Raw genomic sequence first — 16,576 nt, 5'->3', positions numbered from 1 at the left:
GACAGGTGACCCCATGCCCCAGACCGCACGGCCTCCGTCCTCCTGGCGCCTGTTCGCCGCCTTCGCCGCGCTGCTGTTCGCCGCCGCCGCGCAGGCCGCGCCGCTGTCCAGCCGCGAGCTGCACCAGGGCTGGCAGTTCCGCCTGCAGCCCGGCGATCCCGAAGCCGCCGCGCACCGCGCGGCGACCCAATGGCGCGGCGCGCAAGTGCCCGGCCACGTCCACACCGACCTGCTCGCGGCGGGCCTGATCGCCGATCCCTACGTCGGCGCGCCGGAAGCGCAGCTGCAATGGATCGGCCTGGCCGGTTGGGAATACCGCACCACCTTCGATCTCGACGCCGCGACCTTGAAGCGCGCGCGCAACGAACTGGTGTTCGACGGCCTCGACACCTTCGCCACCGTGACCCTCAACGGCCGCGAACTGCTGCGCGCCGACAACAGCTTCCGCACCTGGCGGGTGCCGGTCGACGGCCGCCTGCGCGAACGCGGCAACGAGTTGCGGGTGACGTTCGAGTCGCCGATCCGCAAGCTGCTGCCGCGGGTGCAGGCGATGCCGAACAAGATCGCCGGCAACTATCCCTCGCCCTACGGCGACGAGCCCAAGGATGCGATGACCGGCAACTTCGCGCGCAAGCCGGGCTACCACTACGGCTGGGACTGGGGCCCGCGCTACGTCAGCGCCGGCATCTGGCGCGGCGTGCGCCTGGAAAGCTGGGACCGCCTGCGCATCGCCGACCTGCACGTGCGGCCGCACGCGGTGAGCCGCGAGCGCGCGCAGGGCGAGGTGGTGCTGGAGATCGACAGCGTCGATGCCGGCAGCGCCGCGATCGACATCGAATACGCCGGCCCCGACGGCGCGCCGACGACGCTGCGCCAGCCGGCGCGGCTGCGCGCCGGCCGCAACACGGTGTCGGTGCCGCTCGCGATCGAACGTCCGTGGCTGTGGTATCCGGTCGGCTACGGCGAGCAGGCGCTGTACACGTTCAAGGCCCGCATCGAAGACGCCGGCGGCGTGCAGGCCCAGGCCCAGCGCCGCACCGGCCTGCGCCGGGTCGAGCTCAAGCGCGAGAAGGACGCCGGCGGGCAGGGCTTCGCCTTCGTCGTCAACGGCATCGAGGTGTTCGCCAAGGGCGCCAACGCGATCCCGTTCGACGCGTTCCCGGCGCGGGTCACCCGCGAGCGCCTGCGCCGCGACCTGCAGTCCGCGCGCGACGCCAACATGAACATGATCCGCAACTGGGGCGGCGGCTATTACGAGTCCGACGATTTCTTCGAACTCGCCGACGAACTCGGGCTGATGGTGTGGCAGGACTTCATGTTCGGCGGCGGCATGCCGCCGGGGTTCGATCCGGCCTTCCGCGCCAACGTCGTCGCCGAGGCCCGCGACAACGTGCGCCGGCTGCGCAACCACCCCAGCATCGTGCTGTGGTGCGGCAACAACGAGGAAGAGACCGCCTGGAAGGATTGGGGCCACGGCAGCAAGCTCAGGGAAGCCGATCCGAAGTTCGCCGAGGAAGTCTGGAACGGCTATGTCGCGCTGTTCGGCAAGGACCTGCGCGAAGTGGTCGCGCAGGACGGCGCCGGCGTGCCGTATTGGTCTAGCTCGCCGAGCAACGACCTGGCCGAGAAGGCCAACGACTCCAACAACGGCGACAAGCACTACTGGGACGTGTGGGGCGGCCCGGCGCTGCCGGCCACCGCTTATCTCGACGAGACCCCGCGCTTCATGTCCGAATACGGCCTGCAGGGCTGGCCGTCGCTGCGCACCATCGGCGCGTTCGCCAAACCCGAGGAGCAGGGCATCGACACGCCGGTGATCCGCGCCCACCAGAAGTTCCTCGCCGGCGACGGCAACACCCGCCTGCTCAAGTACGTGCGCGGCGAGTACGGCGAGCCGCGCGATTTCGCCGACTTCGTCTATCTCAGCCAGCAGGTCCAGGCCGAGGGCATCGAACTGGCCGCGCTGCACCACCGCGCCTCGCGTCCGCGCACGATGGGCTCGCTGTACTGGCAATTGAACGATGTCTGGCCGGGCGCGTCCTGGGCCAGCCTGGACTACTTCGGCCGCTGGAAGCCGCTGCATTTCCACGCCAAGCGCTTCTTCGCCGAACTGGCGATCGCGCCGCTGCGGCGGCCGGCCAAGGGCGAGACCGAGCTAAGCCTGATCTCCGACCGGCAGCAGCCGGTGCGCGGCGAATGGCGGCTGCGGGTGATCGACTTCGACGGCAGCGTTCGCCACGAGCAGCGCGAGCCAGCGACGCTGGCGCCGCTGAGCGCGACCCGCGCCGGCCGCTGGAGCGATGCCGAACTGCTGCGCGGCGCCGATCCCAAGCGCACTGCGGCGGTGTTCGAGTTGTGGGTGGACGGGCGCGCGGTGTCGCGCAACGTGGTGTATTTCAGCGAGTCCCGCAATCTGGCCTGGCAAGACCCGAAGCTGCGCGCGACGCTGCGCCGCGACGGCGGCGGCTACGTGCTTGAACTGCACGCCGACGCCTTGGCGCGCGCGGTGTGGATCGACTTCGGCGACCGCGATGTCGCGTTGGACGACAACGCGTTGACGGTGTTGCCGGGCGAGACGGTGCGGATCGCGCTGAAGTCGGCGGCCGACCTCGACGCGCTGGAGCGCGCCTTGACCCTGCGTTCGTTGTACCGCCGCTGAGGCGGGCGAGGGCGGCGGCGCACCGGCGCCGCCGCGGCGCGAAGGCGAGGGCGCAAGGCCGTCGACTTCGCGCCGTGGCCGCTCCCGCCGGCCCGGCGCGGGGATTGCGCCGCGCCCGGGTTCGCGCCGATGCTGGACGAAGGACCGGCTGACCCCATCGCGCCACGCCGCGCGTTGACAGCCCCATCGCCCACTACAAGGACGCACCCGGTGAGTTCCCGTCTTCCCGTCGCCCTGGCCGGCTTGATGCTGGCCCTGCCCATCGGCCTGGCCGCGTTCGGCCAGCCTTCGTCCCGCCCAACCCCGATCCGCGGCGACGTCACCGCGCCGCCGCCGCCGGCGCCGCTGCTGGTGGCGCGCGAGGCCGAAACCCCGATCCGGCTCGAATCGGCGCGCATCGACGCCGAGCTCAGCGGCGGCCTGGCCCACACCGCGATCGAGCTGGTGTTCCGCAACCCCAACAACCGCGTGCTCGAAGGCGAACTGCAGTTCCCGCTGAGCGAGGGCCAGCAGATCGACGGCTTCGCCCTGGACATCGACGGCCGCCTGCGCCCGGCGGTGCCGGTGCCCAAGGACAAGGGCCGCGAAGTGTTCGAGGCGATCGAGCGCCGCGGCGCCGACCCGGCCTTGCTGGAGCAGACCGCCGGCAACCAGTTCAAGCTGCGCATCTATCCGATCCCGGCCCAGGGCACGCGCCGGGTCCGGCTGGAACTGCGCGAGGCGCTGCGCCGCCACGACGGCCAGTGGCGCTTCGAGCTGCCGCTGGCGTTCGCCGCCGGCGCGCAAGCTTTCGACCTGCAACTGCGCAGCGCGGCCAAGCCGCAGGTGGACGGTCCCGGCGGCGAGGCGCGGGTGAGTTCGCGCGGCGGCGGTTACACCCTGGCCCTGGCGCGCGCGCCGGCCGGCGGCCGGCTGGCGGTCAGCGTGGCCGCCGCGACCGGGCCGCGGGCCTATGTCCAGGAGCACGACGGCGAGCGCTACTTCCTCGCCGAAGTGCCGCTGCAGGGCGCGAGCGCGCCGCGCGTGCTGCCGGCGTCGGTGGCGGTGGTCTGGGACAGCTCGGCCTCCGGCCGCAAGCGCGACCACGCCAGCGAGCTGGCCTTGCTGGACCGCTATTTCCGCCGCGCCGGCCGCATCGAGGCGAGCCTGATCCGGCTGCGCGACCGCGCCGAACCGGCGCGCGTGTTCCAGGTCGAGAACGGCGACTGGTCGGCGCTGCGGCGCGAACTGGAAAGCACGGTCTACGACGGCGCCACCGCTGCCGACAGTTGGCAGGCGCGGCCGCAGGTCGGCGAGTACCTGTTGTTCGGCGACGGTTTGTTCAACTACGGCGCCGGCAGCCTGCCGCAGTTCGCGCCCGGCCAACGCCTGTACGCGCTCAACTCGGCCGGCGCCGACGCCGACGCCGCGCGCCTGGGCGCGCTGGCCCAGGCCCACGGCGGCCGCTTGCTGAGCTGGCAGCGCGCCGGCGAACTCGACCGCGTCGCCGCCGGACTGCTCGAAGAAGGCCCGCGCCTGCTCGGCGCGGACGCGCTCGGCGCCGACCGGATCGAAGTGCAGTCCGCGTTTCCCGACGACGGCCTGCTGCGCATTGCCGGCCGCCTGCGCGACGCCCGCGCCGAGTTGAACCTGCGCGTGGCCGACGGCCAGGGCGAGCGCCGCCAGAGCGTGAAGATCGGCGCCGACGCCCCGGCCTCGGCGTTTCCCGCGCGGTTGTGGGCGCGCTACGCCATCGCCCGGCTCGAAGCCGACCCGGAGACCAACCGCGCCGCGATCGCGCGCCTGGGCCAGGGCTTCGGCGTGGTCACCGGCGAAACCTCGCTGATCGTGCTCGACGACATCGCCGACTACGTGCGCTACGACATCGCGCCGCCGGATCGCCGCGACGAGTTCCAGCGCCTCAAGGCGGCCCAGGCGAGCGAGCGCGACAGCACCCGCAAGGCCAGCCTGGACCGCGTCGCCGAGCTGTACGCGCGGCGCATCGAGTGGTGGCAGCGCGACTGGCCGAAGAACCCGCCGAAGGGGCTGGTGGCGCGGGTCAACCGTGCGGTCGAAGGCGGCTACGACCCGGAAGACGAGAACGGCGACGACAGCGTGCACTACGCGCCGCCGATGCCGGTCGCCGACGCCGCGCCCGTTGCCGCCGCCGCCGCCGCCGCGAGCGAGGCCGACACGCTGCGCCGCCGGTCCGAGCCGCAGGCCGTGCGCGAAGAAGCGGTGTCGATACCCGAGTTGCCGGCGGCGATGGCGCCGCCCGCGCAACCGATGCCAATGCCGGTCGCTGCGGCGCCGGCCGCGCGGGCCTCCTCGCTGGACACGATCACGGTGACCGGCAGCCGCATCGCTTCCCCGGAGGAAGCCAAGGCCGCCGTCGCCGGCCCGGACGGCCGCGCGGCGAGCATCGCCCTGCAGCCCTGGCAGCCCGATTCGCCCTACGCCCGCCGCCTGCGCGCCGCGCCGGCCGCGCAGGTCCACCGCCTGTACCTGGACGAGCGCGATTCGCACGCCGTCAGCACCGCGTTCTACCTCGATGTCGCCGACGTGCTCGAATCCAAGGGCCAACGCGAGCTGGCCTTGCGGGTGCTGTCGAACCTGGCCGAGCTGGATCTGGAGAACCGCCACGTCCTGCGCGTGCTCGGCTATCGCCTGTTGCAGATCGGCGAACCGAAGCTGGCGGTGCCGGTGTTCGAGCGGGTGCTGCGCCTGGCCGAGGAAGAGCCGCAGAGTTTCCGCGACCTCGGCCTGGCCTACGCCGCCGCCGGCCAGCCGCAACGCGCGGTCGACAACCTCTACGAAGTCGTCGTGCGCGACTGGGACGACCGGTTCCCCGGGATCGAGGAGATCGCCCTGGCCGAGCTCAACGCGATCGCCGCGGCGCATCCGGGCGAGACCGATCTGGCCCAGGTCGATCCGCGCCTGCGCCGCAACCTGCCGCTGGGCCTGCGCGCGGTGTTGAGCTGGGACAGCGACAACTCCGACATGGACCTGTGGGTCACCGACCCGAATGGCGAGAAGTGCTTCTACGGCCACAAGCAGACCTTCCAGGGCGGCCGCATCACCGAGGACTTCACCGGCGGCTACGGCCCCGAGGAGTTCTCGCTGCGCAAGCCCAAGCCGGGCAAGTACAAGGTCGAGGCCAACTTCTTCGGCAGCCGCCAGCAACTGGTGACCGGCGCGACCACCTTGCAGCTGTGGCTGAGCACCGGGTTCGGCGGGGCGGGGCAGGTCGACCGCAAGGTCACCCTGCGGCTCAAGGATTCGCGCGACACCGTCCTGGTCGGCGAGTTCGAAGTGAAGTGACCGCCGCGACGCGGCGGCGGTGGCTGCCTGCAGGAGCGGCGCACGCCGCGACCACGCCACCGCCCGCCGCGTCGAACCCCGGGGTCCGATCCTCCCGCGCCGATGCGGCCCGTCGCCGTGCCGCCGCGCGGGCGGCGGTCGGTTGCGCCGCGGCGGGCGACGGTGCGTCGCGGCTCGCGCCGCTCCTACAAGGGCGGCGGGCCGCGCGGGGCCTCGTGGCCTGCTAGAATCGCCGGTTCATCCGCACACGCACACACCCGGACATGATCGAACTCAATCCCGTCCGCCAGCGAATCGCCGACCTCAAGGGCCGGCTGGATTCGCTCAGGGGGTATCTTTGACTACGACGCCAAAGTCGAGCGCCTGGAAGAAGTAAACCGCGAGCTGGAAAGCCCCGACGTCTGGAACGACGCCGAACGGGCGCAGAACCTCGGCCGCGAGCGCGCCGCGCTGGAAAAGGTCGTCAACGGCATCCACACCCTCACCGAGGGCCTGGTCGGCGGCCTGGAGCTGCTGGAACTGGCCGAGATGGAGGACGACGAGTCCACCGCGCTGGCGGTGGTCGAGGACGTCGAGCGCTACGCCAAGGAAGTCGAGAAGCTCGAGTTCCGCCGCATGTTTTCCGGGCAGATGGACAGCGCTTCGGCGTTCGTCGACATCCAGGCCGGCGCCGGCGGCACCGAGGCCCAGGACTGGGCCGAAATCCTGCTGCGCATGTACCTGCGCTGGGCCGAATCGCGCGGCTGGAAGGCCGAGCTGATGGAAGTCAGCGGCGGCGACGTCGCCGGCATCAAGTCGGCCACGTTCCGGGTGGAAGGCGACTTCGCCTACGGCTGGCTCAAGACCGAGACCGGCGTGCACCGGCTGGTGCGCAAGTCGCCGTTCGACTCCGACAACCGCCGCCACACCAGCTTCACCTCGGTGTTCGTGTCGCCGGAAGTCGACGACAAGATCGACATCGAGATCAATCCGGCCGACTTGAAGACCGACGTCTACCGCTCCTCGGGCGCCGGCGGCCAGCACGTCAACAAGACCGAATCGGCGGTGCGCATCACCCACGTCCCCAGCGGCATCGTGGTGGCGTGCCAGACCGAGCGCAGCCAGCACGCCAACCGCGACCGCGCGATGAAGATGCTGGCGGCGAAGTTGTACGAGCTGGAAATCCAGAAGCGCAACGCCGAGCGCGACGCGGTCGAGGCGACCAAGTCGGACATCGGCTGGGGCAGCCAGATCCGCAATTACGTGCTCGACCAGAGCCGGATCAAGGACCTGCGCACCGGCATCGAGCGCAGCGATACCCAGAAGGTGCTCGACGGCGATCTCGACGAGTTCGTCGAGGCCAGCCTCAAGGCCGGCCTGGAAGTGGGCTCGAAACGCAGCGACGCGGTGTAAGCCGCGCGCCGGAGGCGGCGATGCCGTCTCCGGCCCGGCCCCGGGCGCCATCGCGCGCCCGCGGCGCCCTCCGGCTTACCGCGTCGGCCCCGTTCCTCCCGTCCGTTCCGTTCGCTCGCGCTATCCGGCGCAACGCGCATCCCTCCCGCCTTCGTTCCCGCGAACGCGGGAACCCCAGGGCTTCATCGCGACGCTCTTTCGCCGCGGATTCCCGCCCGGCCCCGCCGCATCGCCGGCCGACCGCGGCCGGCGTTTCGCGCACGCGCCGCGGGACTTCAGTAATCTGCCCCCTCACGCATCCCCCATCCGCATCGCCAAGACCATGACCGACGAAACCCAGCCGCCGCCCATCGACGAGAACCACCTGATCGCCGAGCGCCGGGCGAAACTCACGGCGCTGCGCGGGGAGGGCATCGCGTTCCCGAACGATTTCCGCCGCGGCGACTACGCCGGCGACCTGCACGCGCTCTACGCCGATGCCGACCTGTGGACCCAGGAGGCGCTCGACGCCAAGGCGCATCGCGTCGCGGTGGCCGGCCGCATCCTGCTCAAGCGGGTCATGGGCAAGGCCAGCTTCGTCCAGATCCAGGACGAGTCCGGCCGCCTGCAGCTGTTCCTGCAGGCCAACGCGCTCGGCGACACCTACGACAAGTTCAAGGGCTGGGACGTGGGCGACATCGTCGCCGCCGAAGGCGCGCTGACCCGGACCAAGACCGGCGAACTGTCGGTCAAGGCCGAATCGCTGCGCCTGCTGACCAAGGCGCTGCGCCCGCTGCCGGACAAGTTCCACGGCCTGGCCGACGTCGAGCAGCGCTACCGCCAGCGCTACGTCGACCTGATCGTCTCGCCCGATTCGCGCGAGGTGTTCGTCAAGCGCTCCAAGATCATCCGCGCGATGCGCGCCTGGCTCGATGCGCGCCGTTTCCTGGAAGTGGAGACGCCGATGATGCATTACATCCCCGGCGGGGCCACGGCCAAGCCGTTCACGACCCACCACAACGCGCTCGACCTGCAGCTGTACCTGCGCGTGGCGCCGGAGCTATACCTCAAGCGCCTCACCGTCGGCGGCCTGGAGCGGGTCTACGAGATCAACCGCAACTTCCGCAACGAGGGCGTGTCGACCCGGCACAACCCCGAATTCACCATGCTCGAGCTGTACGAGGCCTACGCCACCTACACCGAGATCATGGACCTGACCGAGGCGGTGATCCGCCACGCGGCCAACGACGTGCTGCGCACGACCCAGGTCGAGTGGGACGGCAACGCCATCGACCTGGGCCCGGCGTTCCGCCGCTGGTCGATGACCGACGCGGTGCTGGAGCACAACCCGCAGATCAAGCGCGAGGAACTGCGCGACCTGGCCGCCATGCGCGCCCACTGCGCGCGCCTGAAGGTCGCGGTCAAGCCGTCCTACGGCTGGGGCAAGCTGCTGCTGGAGATCTTCGAGAAGACCGTCGAACACACCCTGATCCAGCCGACTTTCATCACCGACCACCCGGTGGAAGTCAGCCCGCTGGCGCGCGCCAACGACCTGGACCCGGAACTGACCGATCGCTTCGAGCTGTTCGTCGGCGGCAAGGAACTGGCGAACGGCTTCTCCGAGCTCAACGACCCCGAGGACCAGGCCGCGCGCTTCCAGGCGCAGGTGGCGCAGAAGGACGGCGGCGACGACGAGGCCATGCACTTCGACGCCGACTACATTCGGGCGCTCGAGGTGGGGTTGCCGCCGACCGGTGGCCTCGGCATCGGCATCGACCGGCTGGTGATGCTGCTGACCGGTTCGTCCTCGATCCGCGACGTGCTGCTGTTCCCGTACATGCGTCCCGAAGCCGGCGCCTGAGCCGGCCGCGGCGGTCCGCGCGCCGCCGCGCGCGTGTCGTCGGCGTCGGTTGTTCGTGCGCTGGCGGCATCGCCTGGAACCATCCTGGCGCGAACCGCGCAGCGTCAGCGGCCGCCGCGCCAGGGCAGACAGGCCCGCGCCGACCGCGCGCGGGTCGCAGCGCGCGCGACCGTATCGGGGCATACTGCGGCGGTCCGCGCACTGGAGCCGAGCGGCCCAGGGCGCCCGGCCGCCACGTCGTGCACCATCGACAACGGCCAGCCCCCGCTGGCCGTTGGCTTATCGGGTTTGCGTACAAAGCGTGATGAATGCCGCGCAATCGCTCATGGCTTCAGGTGAATGCCGGCCCACGCAGGGTGTGCCGGGACTTTCGGCGGCTGCCTCGGCACGGCGCGGCGGAGTATGCTCGCAGACCGGCAGCCGCAGGGGGCGGCCTCACTACGGGTACCGTTGAGTGAACGTCGTTATCGTCGATGACCAAGCGTCCGCCAGGACGATGCTGCGCCACATCATCGAGGACATTGCGTCCGAACTGAAGGTGCACGACTTCGGCGAGCCCGAAGCCGCGCTGGCGTGGTGCGAGAGCCACCAGCCGGACCTGTTGCTGCTCGACTACCGCATGCCCGGCATCGACGGCCTGGAATTCGCCCGCCGTTTCCGCCGCCTGCCGATGCACCGCGACATCCCGATCATCCTGGTGACCGTGGTCGGCGACGAGCCGGTGCGCCAGGCCGCGCTGGAGGCCGGGGTGATCGATTTCCTGGTCAAGCCGGTGCGTCCGCGCGAACTGCGCGCGCGTTGCCGCAACCTGCTGGCGTTGCGCCAGCAGTCCGAGAACGTCAAGCAGCGCGCGCTGTCGCTGGAGCAGCGGCTGCTGTCGAGCATGCACGAGGTCGAGGAGCGCGAACGCGAGACCCTGTCGCGGCTGGCGCGGGCGATCGAGTTCCGCGACGCCGGCACCAGCGCGTACCTGGAGCGCATGGCCCACATCGCCGGGCTCATCGCCGAACAGCTGGGCATGTTCGAGGACGAGATCCGGGTCATCGAGATGGCCGCGCCGCTGCACGACATCGGCAAGATCGCCATTCCCGACGCGGTGCTGATGAAACCCGGTCCGCTGACCGAGGAAGAGACGGCGATCATGCGCCGCCATCCCAAGATCGGCTACGAACTGCTCAGCGGCAGCCAGAACCGTTTCATCCAAGCCGGCGCGCTGATCGCGCTGCGCCATCACGAGCGCTACGACGGCTCGGGCTATCCCGACGGGCTGGTCGGCGAGGAAATTCCGCTGGAAGCGCGTATCGTGGCGGTGGCCGACGTGTTCGACGCGCTGATCTCGCCGCGTCCGTACAAGAAGGCCTGGGACGTGGACGCGGCGCTGGGTTACCTGTACGCCCAGCGCGGCCGCCTGTTCGACCCGCGCTGCGTCGATGCCTTGATCCGCAGCCGTACCCGCCTGGACGAACTGTGCGCGCGTTTTTCCACGGTACCCAGCAGGCCCGGCCTGGAGTAAACCTGGAGCAACCCGATGATCCGCCTGCTGAACTGGTTCCGGTCCACGCTGTCCCAACGCGCGGACAGCGAGCACGGCCAGGCCTTCGTCCGCATCGCCGTGCTGTTCGTGGTGCTGGCCTACATGCTGGCGCGCGGCAGCGGCGGCGGCATGCCGGTGGTCCAGTACAACAACGTGCTGCTGATGGTGGTCACCGGTTTCAGCGTCGGCGTGGTGCTGATCGGCTGGATCCTGGCCGCGCCCGGCCGCTCGCACCTGCGCCGGATCATCGGCATGTGCTCGGACTACGGGCTGATGGCCGCGGCGATGATCCACATCGGCGAGCCGCTGGCCTGGGTCTACGTGATCCTGATGTGGGTGACCATCGGCAACGGCCTGCGCTTCGGCACCGGTTATCTGTTCGGCGCGGTCGCCATGGCCCTGGCCAGCTTCGGCTCGGTGCTGTGGTTCAGCGACTACTGGCGCGGCAACCCGGTGCTCGGCATCGGCCTGGAGCTGGGCCTGGCGGCGATCCCGCTGTACCTGACCGGCCTGCTGCGCCAGCTGGTGCGCGCCACCGACGAGGCCAAGCGCGCCAACGAGGCCAAGAGCCGGTTCCTGGCCAACATGAGCCATGAGTTCCGCACCCCGCTCAACGGTTTGGCCGGCATGTCCGAACTGCTGGCGACCACGCGCCTGGACGCCGAGCAGCGCGAGTGCCTCAACACCATCCAGGCCTCGACCCGCAGCCTGCTGGCGCTGGTCGAGGACGTGCTCGACATTTCCGCGATCGAGGCCGGCAAGCTCAAGCTGAATCTCGCCGAGTTCTCGCCGCGCGAACTGATCGAGGGCATCGGCCTGATCCTGCAACCGCAGGCGCGGGCCAAGCAGCTGCGCTACGAGACCCATATCGCCGCCGAGGTGCCGGCGCTGCTGCGCGGCGATGTCGGCCATCTGCGCCAGGTGCTGCTGAATCTCACCGGCAACGCGGTCAAGTTCACCGACCACGGCAGCGTGCGGCTGGAACTCGGCGTGGTCGGCCAGGCCGACAGCGGCGGGGTGCGCCTGCGTTTCACCGTGACCGATACCGGCATCGGCATTCCGCTGGCGATGCGCCAGCGCCTGTTCGAGGCGTTCGAGCAGGCCGACGTCAGCCTGGCGCGCCGCTACGGCGGCACCGGCCTGGGCACCACCATCGCCAAGGGCCTGACCGAAGCCATGGGCGGCAGCATCGGCTTCGAGAGCACCGAGCAGCGCGGCAGCCGGTTCTGGGTGGAGCTGCCGTTCCAGCGCGTGGCGCCGGTGCCGGAGCCGGCCCTGGCCGAGGCCGACGCGGTCGAGCCGACCCCGCGCAACGATCCGGAAAACGTCATCGCCTTTTCCGACCCGTTCCTGCGCCACCGCGCGCGGGTGCGCAGCCTGCAGGTGCTGGTCGCCGACGACCACGCCGCCAACCGCATGGTGCTGCAGCGGCTGTTGCAGAAGGCCGGCCATCGCGCGGTCTGCGTCGACGGCGGCGAGGAAGTGTTGAACGCGCTGGCGGTGAGCGACTACGACGCGGTGGTCGCCGACCTGCACATGCCCGGCATCAGCGGCCTGGACCTGCTGCGCGAGCTGCGGGTGATGGAAGCCGGCGGCGGCCGGCGCACGCCGGTGGTGGTGCTCAGCGCCGACGTCACGCCCGATTCGATCCAGGCCTGCCAGCAGGCCGGGGCGCGCGCGTTCCTGGCCAAGCCGGTATCGACCGTGCGCCTGCTCGATACGCTGGCCGAGATCGCGGCCGCCGGCCGCATCGCCGCCGCCGCGCCGATGCCGGCGCGCACGGAGGCCGCGTCGTCCGGCGCTCAGCAGGACAACGGTTTCGATCCTTCGGTGCTCGACGAACTCGGCAGCCTCGGCATGGGCGAGGGCTTCGAGCGCGAATTCGTCGCCCAGTGCCTGCGCGACGCCGACGGCTGCATCGTCGCCCTGGCCGACGCGGGCGAGCGCGGCCAGTGGGAACGCGTGCGCGAACACGGCCACGCGCTCAAGGGCGTGGCGAGCAATCTGGGGTTGGTCAGGCTCGCGGCCGCGGCCGGCGATCTGATGCGGCTGCCGGATTGGCAGGTCGCTGCCGAGTGGCGATCCCGGCAGGGTGCGTTGAACGAGCGTCTGGCCCAGGGCCGGGAAGCGCTCGAAGCACGCGAGCGGCAACGCCACGCGCGTGACGGCGACGAGCGCTCCCCCTGAAACGCCGTCGAGGGGAACATGGCGGTTACGCGGCCACGGCCCGACGCTCCTGCGCGCGCACGATCCGGTCCATGGTCCGCAGCGCCTTGTCCGGCAGCGCCAGCGCGGTGTCGACCCACAGCTCGGTGATCGCCATCAGTTCCTGGTAGCTGGTCGGCTGGGCGATCTGGCGCATCTTGTTCATCGCCAGCTGCGAGTGCGGCGAACGCTGCTGGCGGCGGATCAGGTCGGCCACCGCCGCTTCGCCCTGGCCGCGCGGCACCAGCACGTCGACCACGCCCAGCCGGTGCATCTCCTCGCTGCTGAGCAGCGCGCCGTCCATGATCAGTTTCTCGGCCACGCGCGGGCTGACCCGCTTGCACAGGTACGAGTACGCGCCCATGCCCGGGAACAGGTCGAACACCACCTCCGGCAGGCCCATGTCGACGCCTTCCTCGGCGACGATGGTGTGGCACGACAGCGCCAGTTCCAGCCCGCCGCCGAGCGCATCGCCCTGGACCAGGGCGATGGTGTGCACGTCGCCGCCGAGTCCGCCGTGGATGTGGTGGACGCCGTCGACGCAGCGCCGCGCATAGGACAGCAGGCGCTCGCGGTCCTGGCTGCGGATCAGGCGCGAGAACAGTTCCAGGTCGCCGCCGAGGTTGAACGCCGGCGCCGACGAGGCCAGCACCACGTGGCGCAATTCGCTCGGCGCCTGGCCTTCGCGCAGGCTGATCGAGGACAGGAACGCCCACATGTCTTCCATCAGCGGGGTGCGGAAGCACGGCCGCACGCCGAGGCCGACGTCCTCGTGCATGTACAGCCAGTGCGCCAGTCCGTCGGGGGCGGACTCGATGCGCAGGGTGGGGTAGGCGCGTACGCGGTGCAGCTTTTCGATGGTGCTCATGGATGCGGTCCTCGGCGATGGCCGCCCGCAGGGCAGGGTGCGGTGGGCCGCGAGCGGCGATGGTTGGAGCCCACGCATCGATGCTACACCCCGATTCCGCCGCAAAAATAAAAGCCCCTCCGGAGAGGGGCTTGCGCGGGTTCTTGCTTGTTTCTCTGCAGGACCGGGGCGTTGCGCGGGCTATTTTACCCGCACCGCGTCCCACCCATGCTCACGCGTCTTCACGCCGCCGGCGGCGGGTCGCGCAGCTCGCGGCGCAGGATCTTGCCGACGTTGGTCTTGGGCAGCTCCTTGCGGAACTCGACGAACTTGGGGTGCTTGTAGCCGGTGAGGTTGGCGCGCGCGTGCGCCTTGACGTCCTCCGCGGTCAGCGCCGGATCCTTCTTGACGATCACCACCTTGACCGCCTCGCCCGACTTCTCGTCGGGAACGCCGACCGCGGCCACTTCCAGCACGCCGGGCATGAGCGCGATCACGTCCTCGATCTCGTTCGGGTACACATTGAAGCCCGAGACCAGGATCATGTCCTTCTTGCGATCGACGATGTAGAAGAAGCCTTGCTCGTCCATCTTGGCCATGTCGCCGGTGTGCAGCCAGCCGTCGTCGTCGATGACCTTGGCGGTTTCCTCGGGCTTCTGCCAATAGCCCTTCATCACCTGCGGGCCCTTGATGCACAGCTCGCCGACTTCGCCCATCGCCAGGATGTTGCCGTCTTCGTCCTTGAGGCAGGCGTCGGTGGAAGAGATCGGCAGGCCGATCGCGCCGTTGTACTCGGCCAGGTCCATCGGATTGATGCACGCCGCCGGCGAGGTCTCGGTCAGGCCGTAGGCCTCGACCAGGGTCACGCCGGTGACCTGCTTCCAGCGCTCGGCGACCGAGCGCTGCACGGCCATGCCGCCGCCCAGGGTCAGATGCAGGCCGGAGAAATCGACCTTGTCGAAGCCGGGCGTGTTGAGCAGGCCGTTGAACAACGTGTTGACGCCGGTGATCGCGGTGAAGCGGTTTTCCTGCAACTCCTTCACGAACGCCGGCATGTCGCGCGGGTTGGTGATCATGTGGTTGAGGCCGCCGAACTTCATGAACACCAGGCCGTTCGCGGTCAGCGCGAAGATGTGGTAGAGCGGCAGCGCGGTGATGATGATCTCTTCGCCCATGCGCGCGTTGGTGCCGATCCACGCCGCGGCCTGCTGCATGTTCGCGACCAGGTTGCGGTGGGTCAGCATGGCGCCCTTGGCCACGCCGGTGGTGCCGCCGGTGTATTGCAGGAACGCGATGTCGTCGTGCGAAATATCGACCTGCGGCAGCTTGTGCATCTGCCCCAGGGTCAGCGTGTCGCGGAAGCGTACCGCGCCGGGGATGTCGTAGTCGGGCACCATCTTCTTGACGTACTTCAGCACGAAGTTCATCACCGGGCCCTTGAGCCCGCCGACCATGTCGCCGAGGCCGGTGCCGATCACCTGCACCGAGCTGCCGGCGACCACGTCCTGCACGGTCTTGCCGAAGTTGTCGAGCACGAAGATGACTTTCGCGCCGGAGTCGTCGAGCTGGTGCTTGAGCTCGCGCGGGGTGTACATCGGATTGGTGTTGACCACGGTCAGGCCGGCGCGCAGCACGCCGAAGGTCGCGATCGGGTACTGCAGGCAGTTGGGCATCATGATCGCGACGCGATCGCCCTTCTTGAGCTTGAGCTCGCCGAGCAGGTAGGCGGCGAACTGCGCGCTGAGCCGGTCGATATCGCCGTAGGTCAGTGTCTTGCCGAAGTTGCGGAAGGCGGGGCGGTCGCGGAATTTCTCGATCGCGTTCTCCAGCACCGAGACCACGGAGGGAAATTCCTCCACGTCGATCTGGGCCGGCACGCCCTGCGGATAGTGGGCAAGCCACGGACGGTTCAAACTCATCGCGATCCCCTCTTTAATCGCTCGTCGATTTTCTGTCCGCTTGCCGCGAAGTGCGCCGGCGTACGGTGTGTTTTCTCGATTGGAGCATAGGCTCTAGCGGGTGGCAAGGCGGTGCCCGGCGGCGTTGTGGCGAGCGCCGCGGACCTGTCAGGATCGGCGGCAGCCGGGCTTGGCTCCGGCACGGACCGCGCGGCGCCGCGCCGCCGGCCGAGTGGGCGAACGGTCGTGCGAATACGTCCGTTGCAGCGTTCAGAAGGGGAAATCCGCCATGTTCACACTGTTCGCGATCGACCGGACGCAGCCGCTACGGAGCGCCGCCCGCGCGGGCGCGCGCATGGGCTGGCTGGCGGCCGCGCTGCTGGCCCTGGCCGCCTGCGGCGGCGGCTCGCCGGAGCAGCGCCTGCGCGCGTCGATGACCCAGTTGCAGGACGCCATCCAGGCGCGCGACGCCAAGGCGGTGCGGGCGCAACTGGCCGATGACTTCGTCGGCCCGCAGGGCCTGGACCGCGAAGGCGCGCGCCGGCTGGCCGCGGCCAGCTTCCTGCGCTATCGCGACGTATGGGTGCGCGTGGCAGCGCTGCGCTTCGAGGTCAAGGGCGACCGCGCCACGGTCGAGTTCGAAGCCGCGCTCGGCGGCGGCGCCGGCAACGCCTTGCCCGAGGCCGCGCAGCTCTACCAGGTGCGCACCGGCTGGCGCGAGCGCGACGGCGAATGGCGGATGATCTCGGCCGAGTGGACGCCGAGGCTTTAGAGCGAGGAGTGAGCGTGGAGGAGTGAGGAGCGAGCGAAAGCGAAGTCCGAGGGGCTCGTGCTTTCGCTCGCTCCTCACTCCTCTACGCTCACTCCTCGCTCCTCAGTTATGCTGACGTCCATTACAAGG

Annotated in this window: 9 protein-coding genes; 7 read left to right on the top strand and 2 right to left on the bottom strand. The window is 70.2% G+C overall.

Annotated features, from left to right (window positions below; translation table 11 throughout):
- Positions 1 to 13: 13 nt before the first annotated feature.
- The 6 genes from JHW41_RS13980 to JHW41_RS13955 all read left to right on the top strand — a co-directional run bounded on the left by JHW41_RS13980 (position 14) and on the right by JHW41_RS13955 (position 12,912).
- The gene (locus tag JHW41_RS13980) at positions 14 to 2,659 is read left to right on the top strand and encodes a beta-mannosidase (RefSeq protein WP_250442716.1); all 2,646 of its coding nucleotides are present in this window, start codon (positions 14 to 16) and stop codon (positions 2,657 to 2,659) included.
- 246 nt (positions 2,660 to 2,905) lie between these two features.
- The gene (locus JHW41_RS13975) at positions 2,906 to 5,959 is read left to right on the top strand and encodes a VIT domain-containing protein (RefSeq protein WP_428995545.1); all 3,054 of its coding nucleotides are present in this window, start codon (positions 2,906 to 2,908) and stop codon (positions 5,957 to 5,959) included.
- Positions 5,960 to 6,222: 263 nt separating this feature from the next.
- Positions 6,223 to 7,351, top strand: a protein-coding gene (gene prfB, locus JHW41_RS13970) for a peptide chain release factor 2 (protein WP_101943990.1) whose coding sequence is annotated in 2 segments (ribosomal slippage) — positions 6,223 to 6,297 and positions 6,299 to 7,351 — 1,128 coding nt in all. Because the reading frame shifts where the segments join, the coding sequence is not laid out codon by codon here.
- Between the two features lie 322 nt (positions 7,352 to 7,673).
- Positions 7,674 to 9,191, top strand: coding sequence for a lysine--tRNA ligase (lysS, locus tag JHW41_RS13965; protein ID WP_250442713.1), 1,518 nt, complete (start codon positions 7,674 to 7,676; stop codon positions 9,189 to 9,191).
- A gap of 496 nt (positions 9,192 to 9,687) precedes the next feature.
- Complete coding sequence (locus JHW41_RS13960; protein WP_250451027.1) at positions 9,688 to 10,704, top strand: response regulator; 1,017 nt, start codon at positions 9,688 to 9,690, stop codon at positions 10,702 to 10,704.
- 15 nt (positions 10,705 to 10,719) lie between these two features.
- The gene (locus JHW41_RS13955) at positions 10,720 to 12,912 is read left to right on the top strand and encodes an ATP-binding protein (protein WP_078998625.1); all 2,193 of its coding nucleotides are present in this window, start codon (positions 10,720 to 10,722) and stop codon (positions 12,910 to 12,912) included.
- A gap of 25 nt (positions 12,913 to 12,937) precedes the next feature.
- Here JHW41_RS13955 and JHW41_RS13950 read toward each other — a convergent pair whose 3' ends face one another.
- A complete protein-coding gene (locus JHW41_RS13950; RefSeq protein ID WP_078998628.1) occupies positions 12,938 to 13,798 on the bottom strand; it encodes a crotonase/enoyl-CoA hydratase family protein in 861 nt (286 codons plus the stop codon).
- A gap of 221 nt (positions 13,799 to 14,019) precedes the next feature.
- On the bottom strand, positions 14,020 to 15,696 hold the full coding sequence (locus JHW41_RS13945; RefSeq protein ID WP_057947421.1) for a long-chain fatty acid--CoA ligase: 1,677 nt from the start codon (positions 15,694 to 15,696) through the stop codon (positions 14,020 to 14,022).
- A gap of 268 nt (positions 15,697 to 15,964) precedes the next feature.
- Here JHW41_RS13945 and JHW41_RS13940 point away from each other — a divergent pair, with 268 nt between their 5' ends.
- Complete coding sequence (locus JHW41_RS13940; RefSeq protein ID WP_250442711.1) at positions 15,965 to 16,447, top strand: DUF4440 domain-containing protein; 483 nt, start codon at positions 15,965 to 15,967, stop codon at positions 16,445 to 16,447.
- Positions 16,448 to 16,576 lie beyond the last annotated feature (129 nt).

The organism is Lysobacter enzymogenes, from assembly GCF_023617245.1.
Lineage (GTDB): Bacteria > Pseudomonadota > Gammaproteobacteria > Xanthomonadales > Xanthomonadaceae > Lysobacter > Lysobacter yananisis.
The sequence above is the reverse complement of the archived record's forward strand: the minus strand, read 5'-3'. Positions and strand labels throughout refer to the sequence as shown.

Bases quoted from the DNA above. Each gene is read 5' to 3' on its own strand.
- JHW41_RS13980 (WP_250442716.1), top strand. From the start codon at position 14: ATGCCCCAGACCGCACGGCCTCCGTCCTCCTGGCGCCTGTTCGCCGCC.
- JHW41_RS13975 (WP_428995545.1), top strand. From the start codon at position 2,906: ATGCTGGCCCTGCCCATCGGCCTGGCCGCGTTCGGCCAGCCTTCGTCC.
- lysS (WP_250442713.1), top strand. From the start codon at position 7,674: ATGACCGACGAAACCCAGCCGCCGCCCATCGACGAGAACCACCTGATC.
- JHW41_RS13960 (WP_250451027.1), top strand. From the start codon at position 9,688: ATGCTGCGCCACATCATCGAGGACATTGCGTCCGAACTGAAGGTGCAC.
- JHW41_RS13955 (WP_078998625.1), top strand. From the start codon at position 10,720: ATGATCCGCCTGCTGAACTGGTTCCGGTCCACGCTGTCCCAACGCGCG.
- JHW41_RS13950 (WP_078998628.1), bottom strand. From the start codon at position 13,798: ATGAGCACCATCGAAAAGCTGCACCGCGTACGCGCCTACCCCACCCTG.
- JHW41_RS13945 (WP_057947421.1), bottom strand. From the start codon at position 15,696: ATGAGTTTGAACCGTCCGTGGCTTGCCCACTATCCGCAGGGCGTGCCG.
- JHW41_RS13940 (WP_250442711.1), top strand. From the start codon at position 15,965: ATGTTCACACTGTTCGCGATCGACCGGACGCAGCCGCTACGGAGCGCC.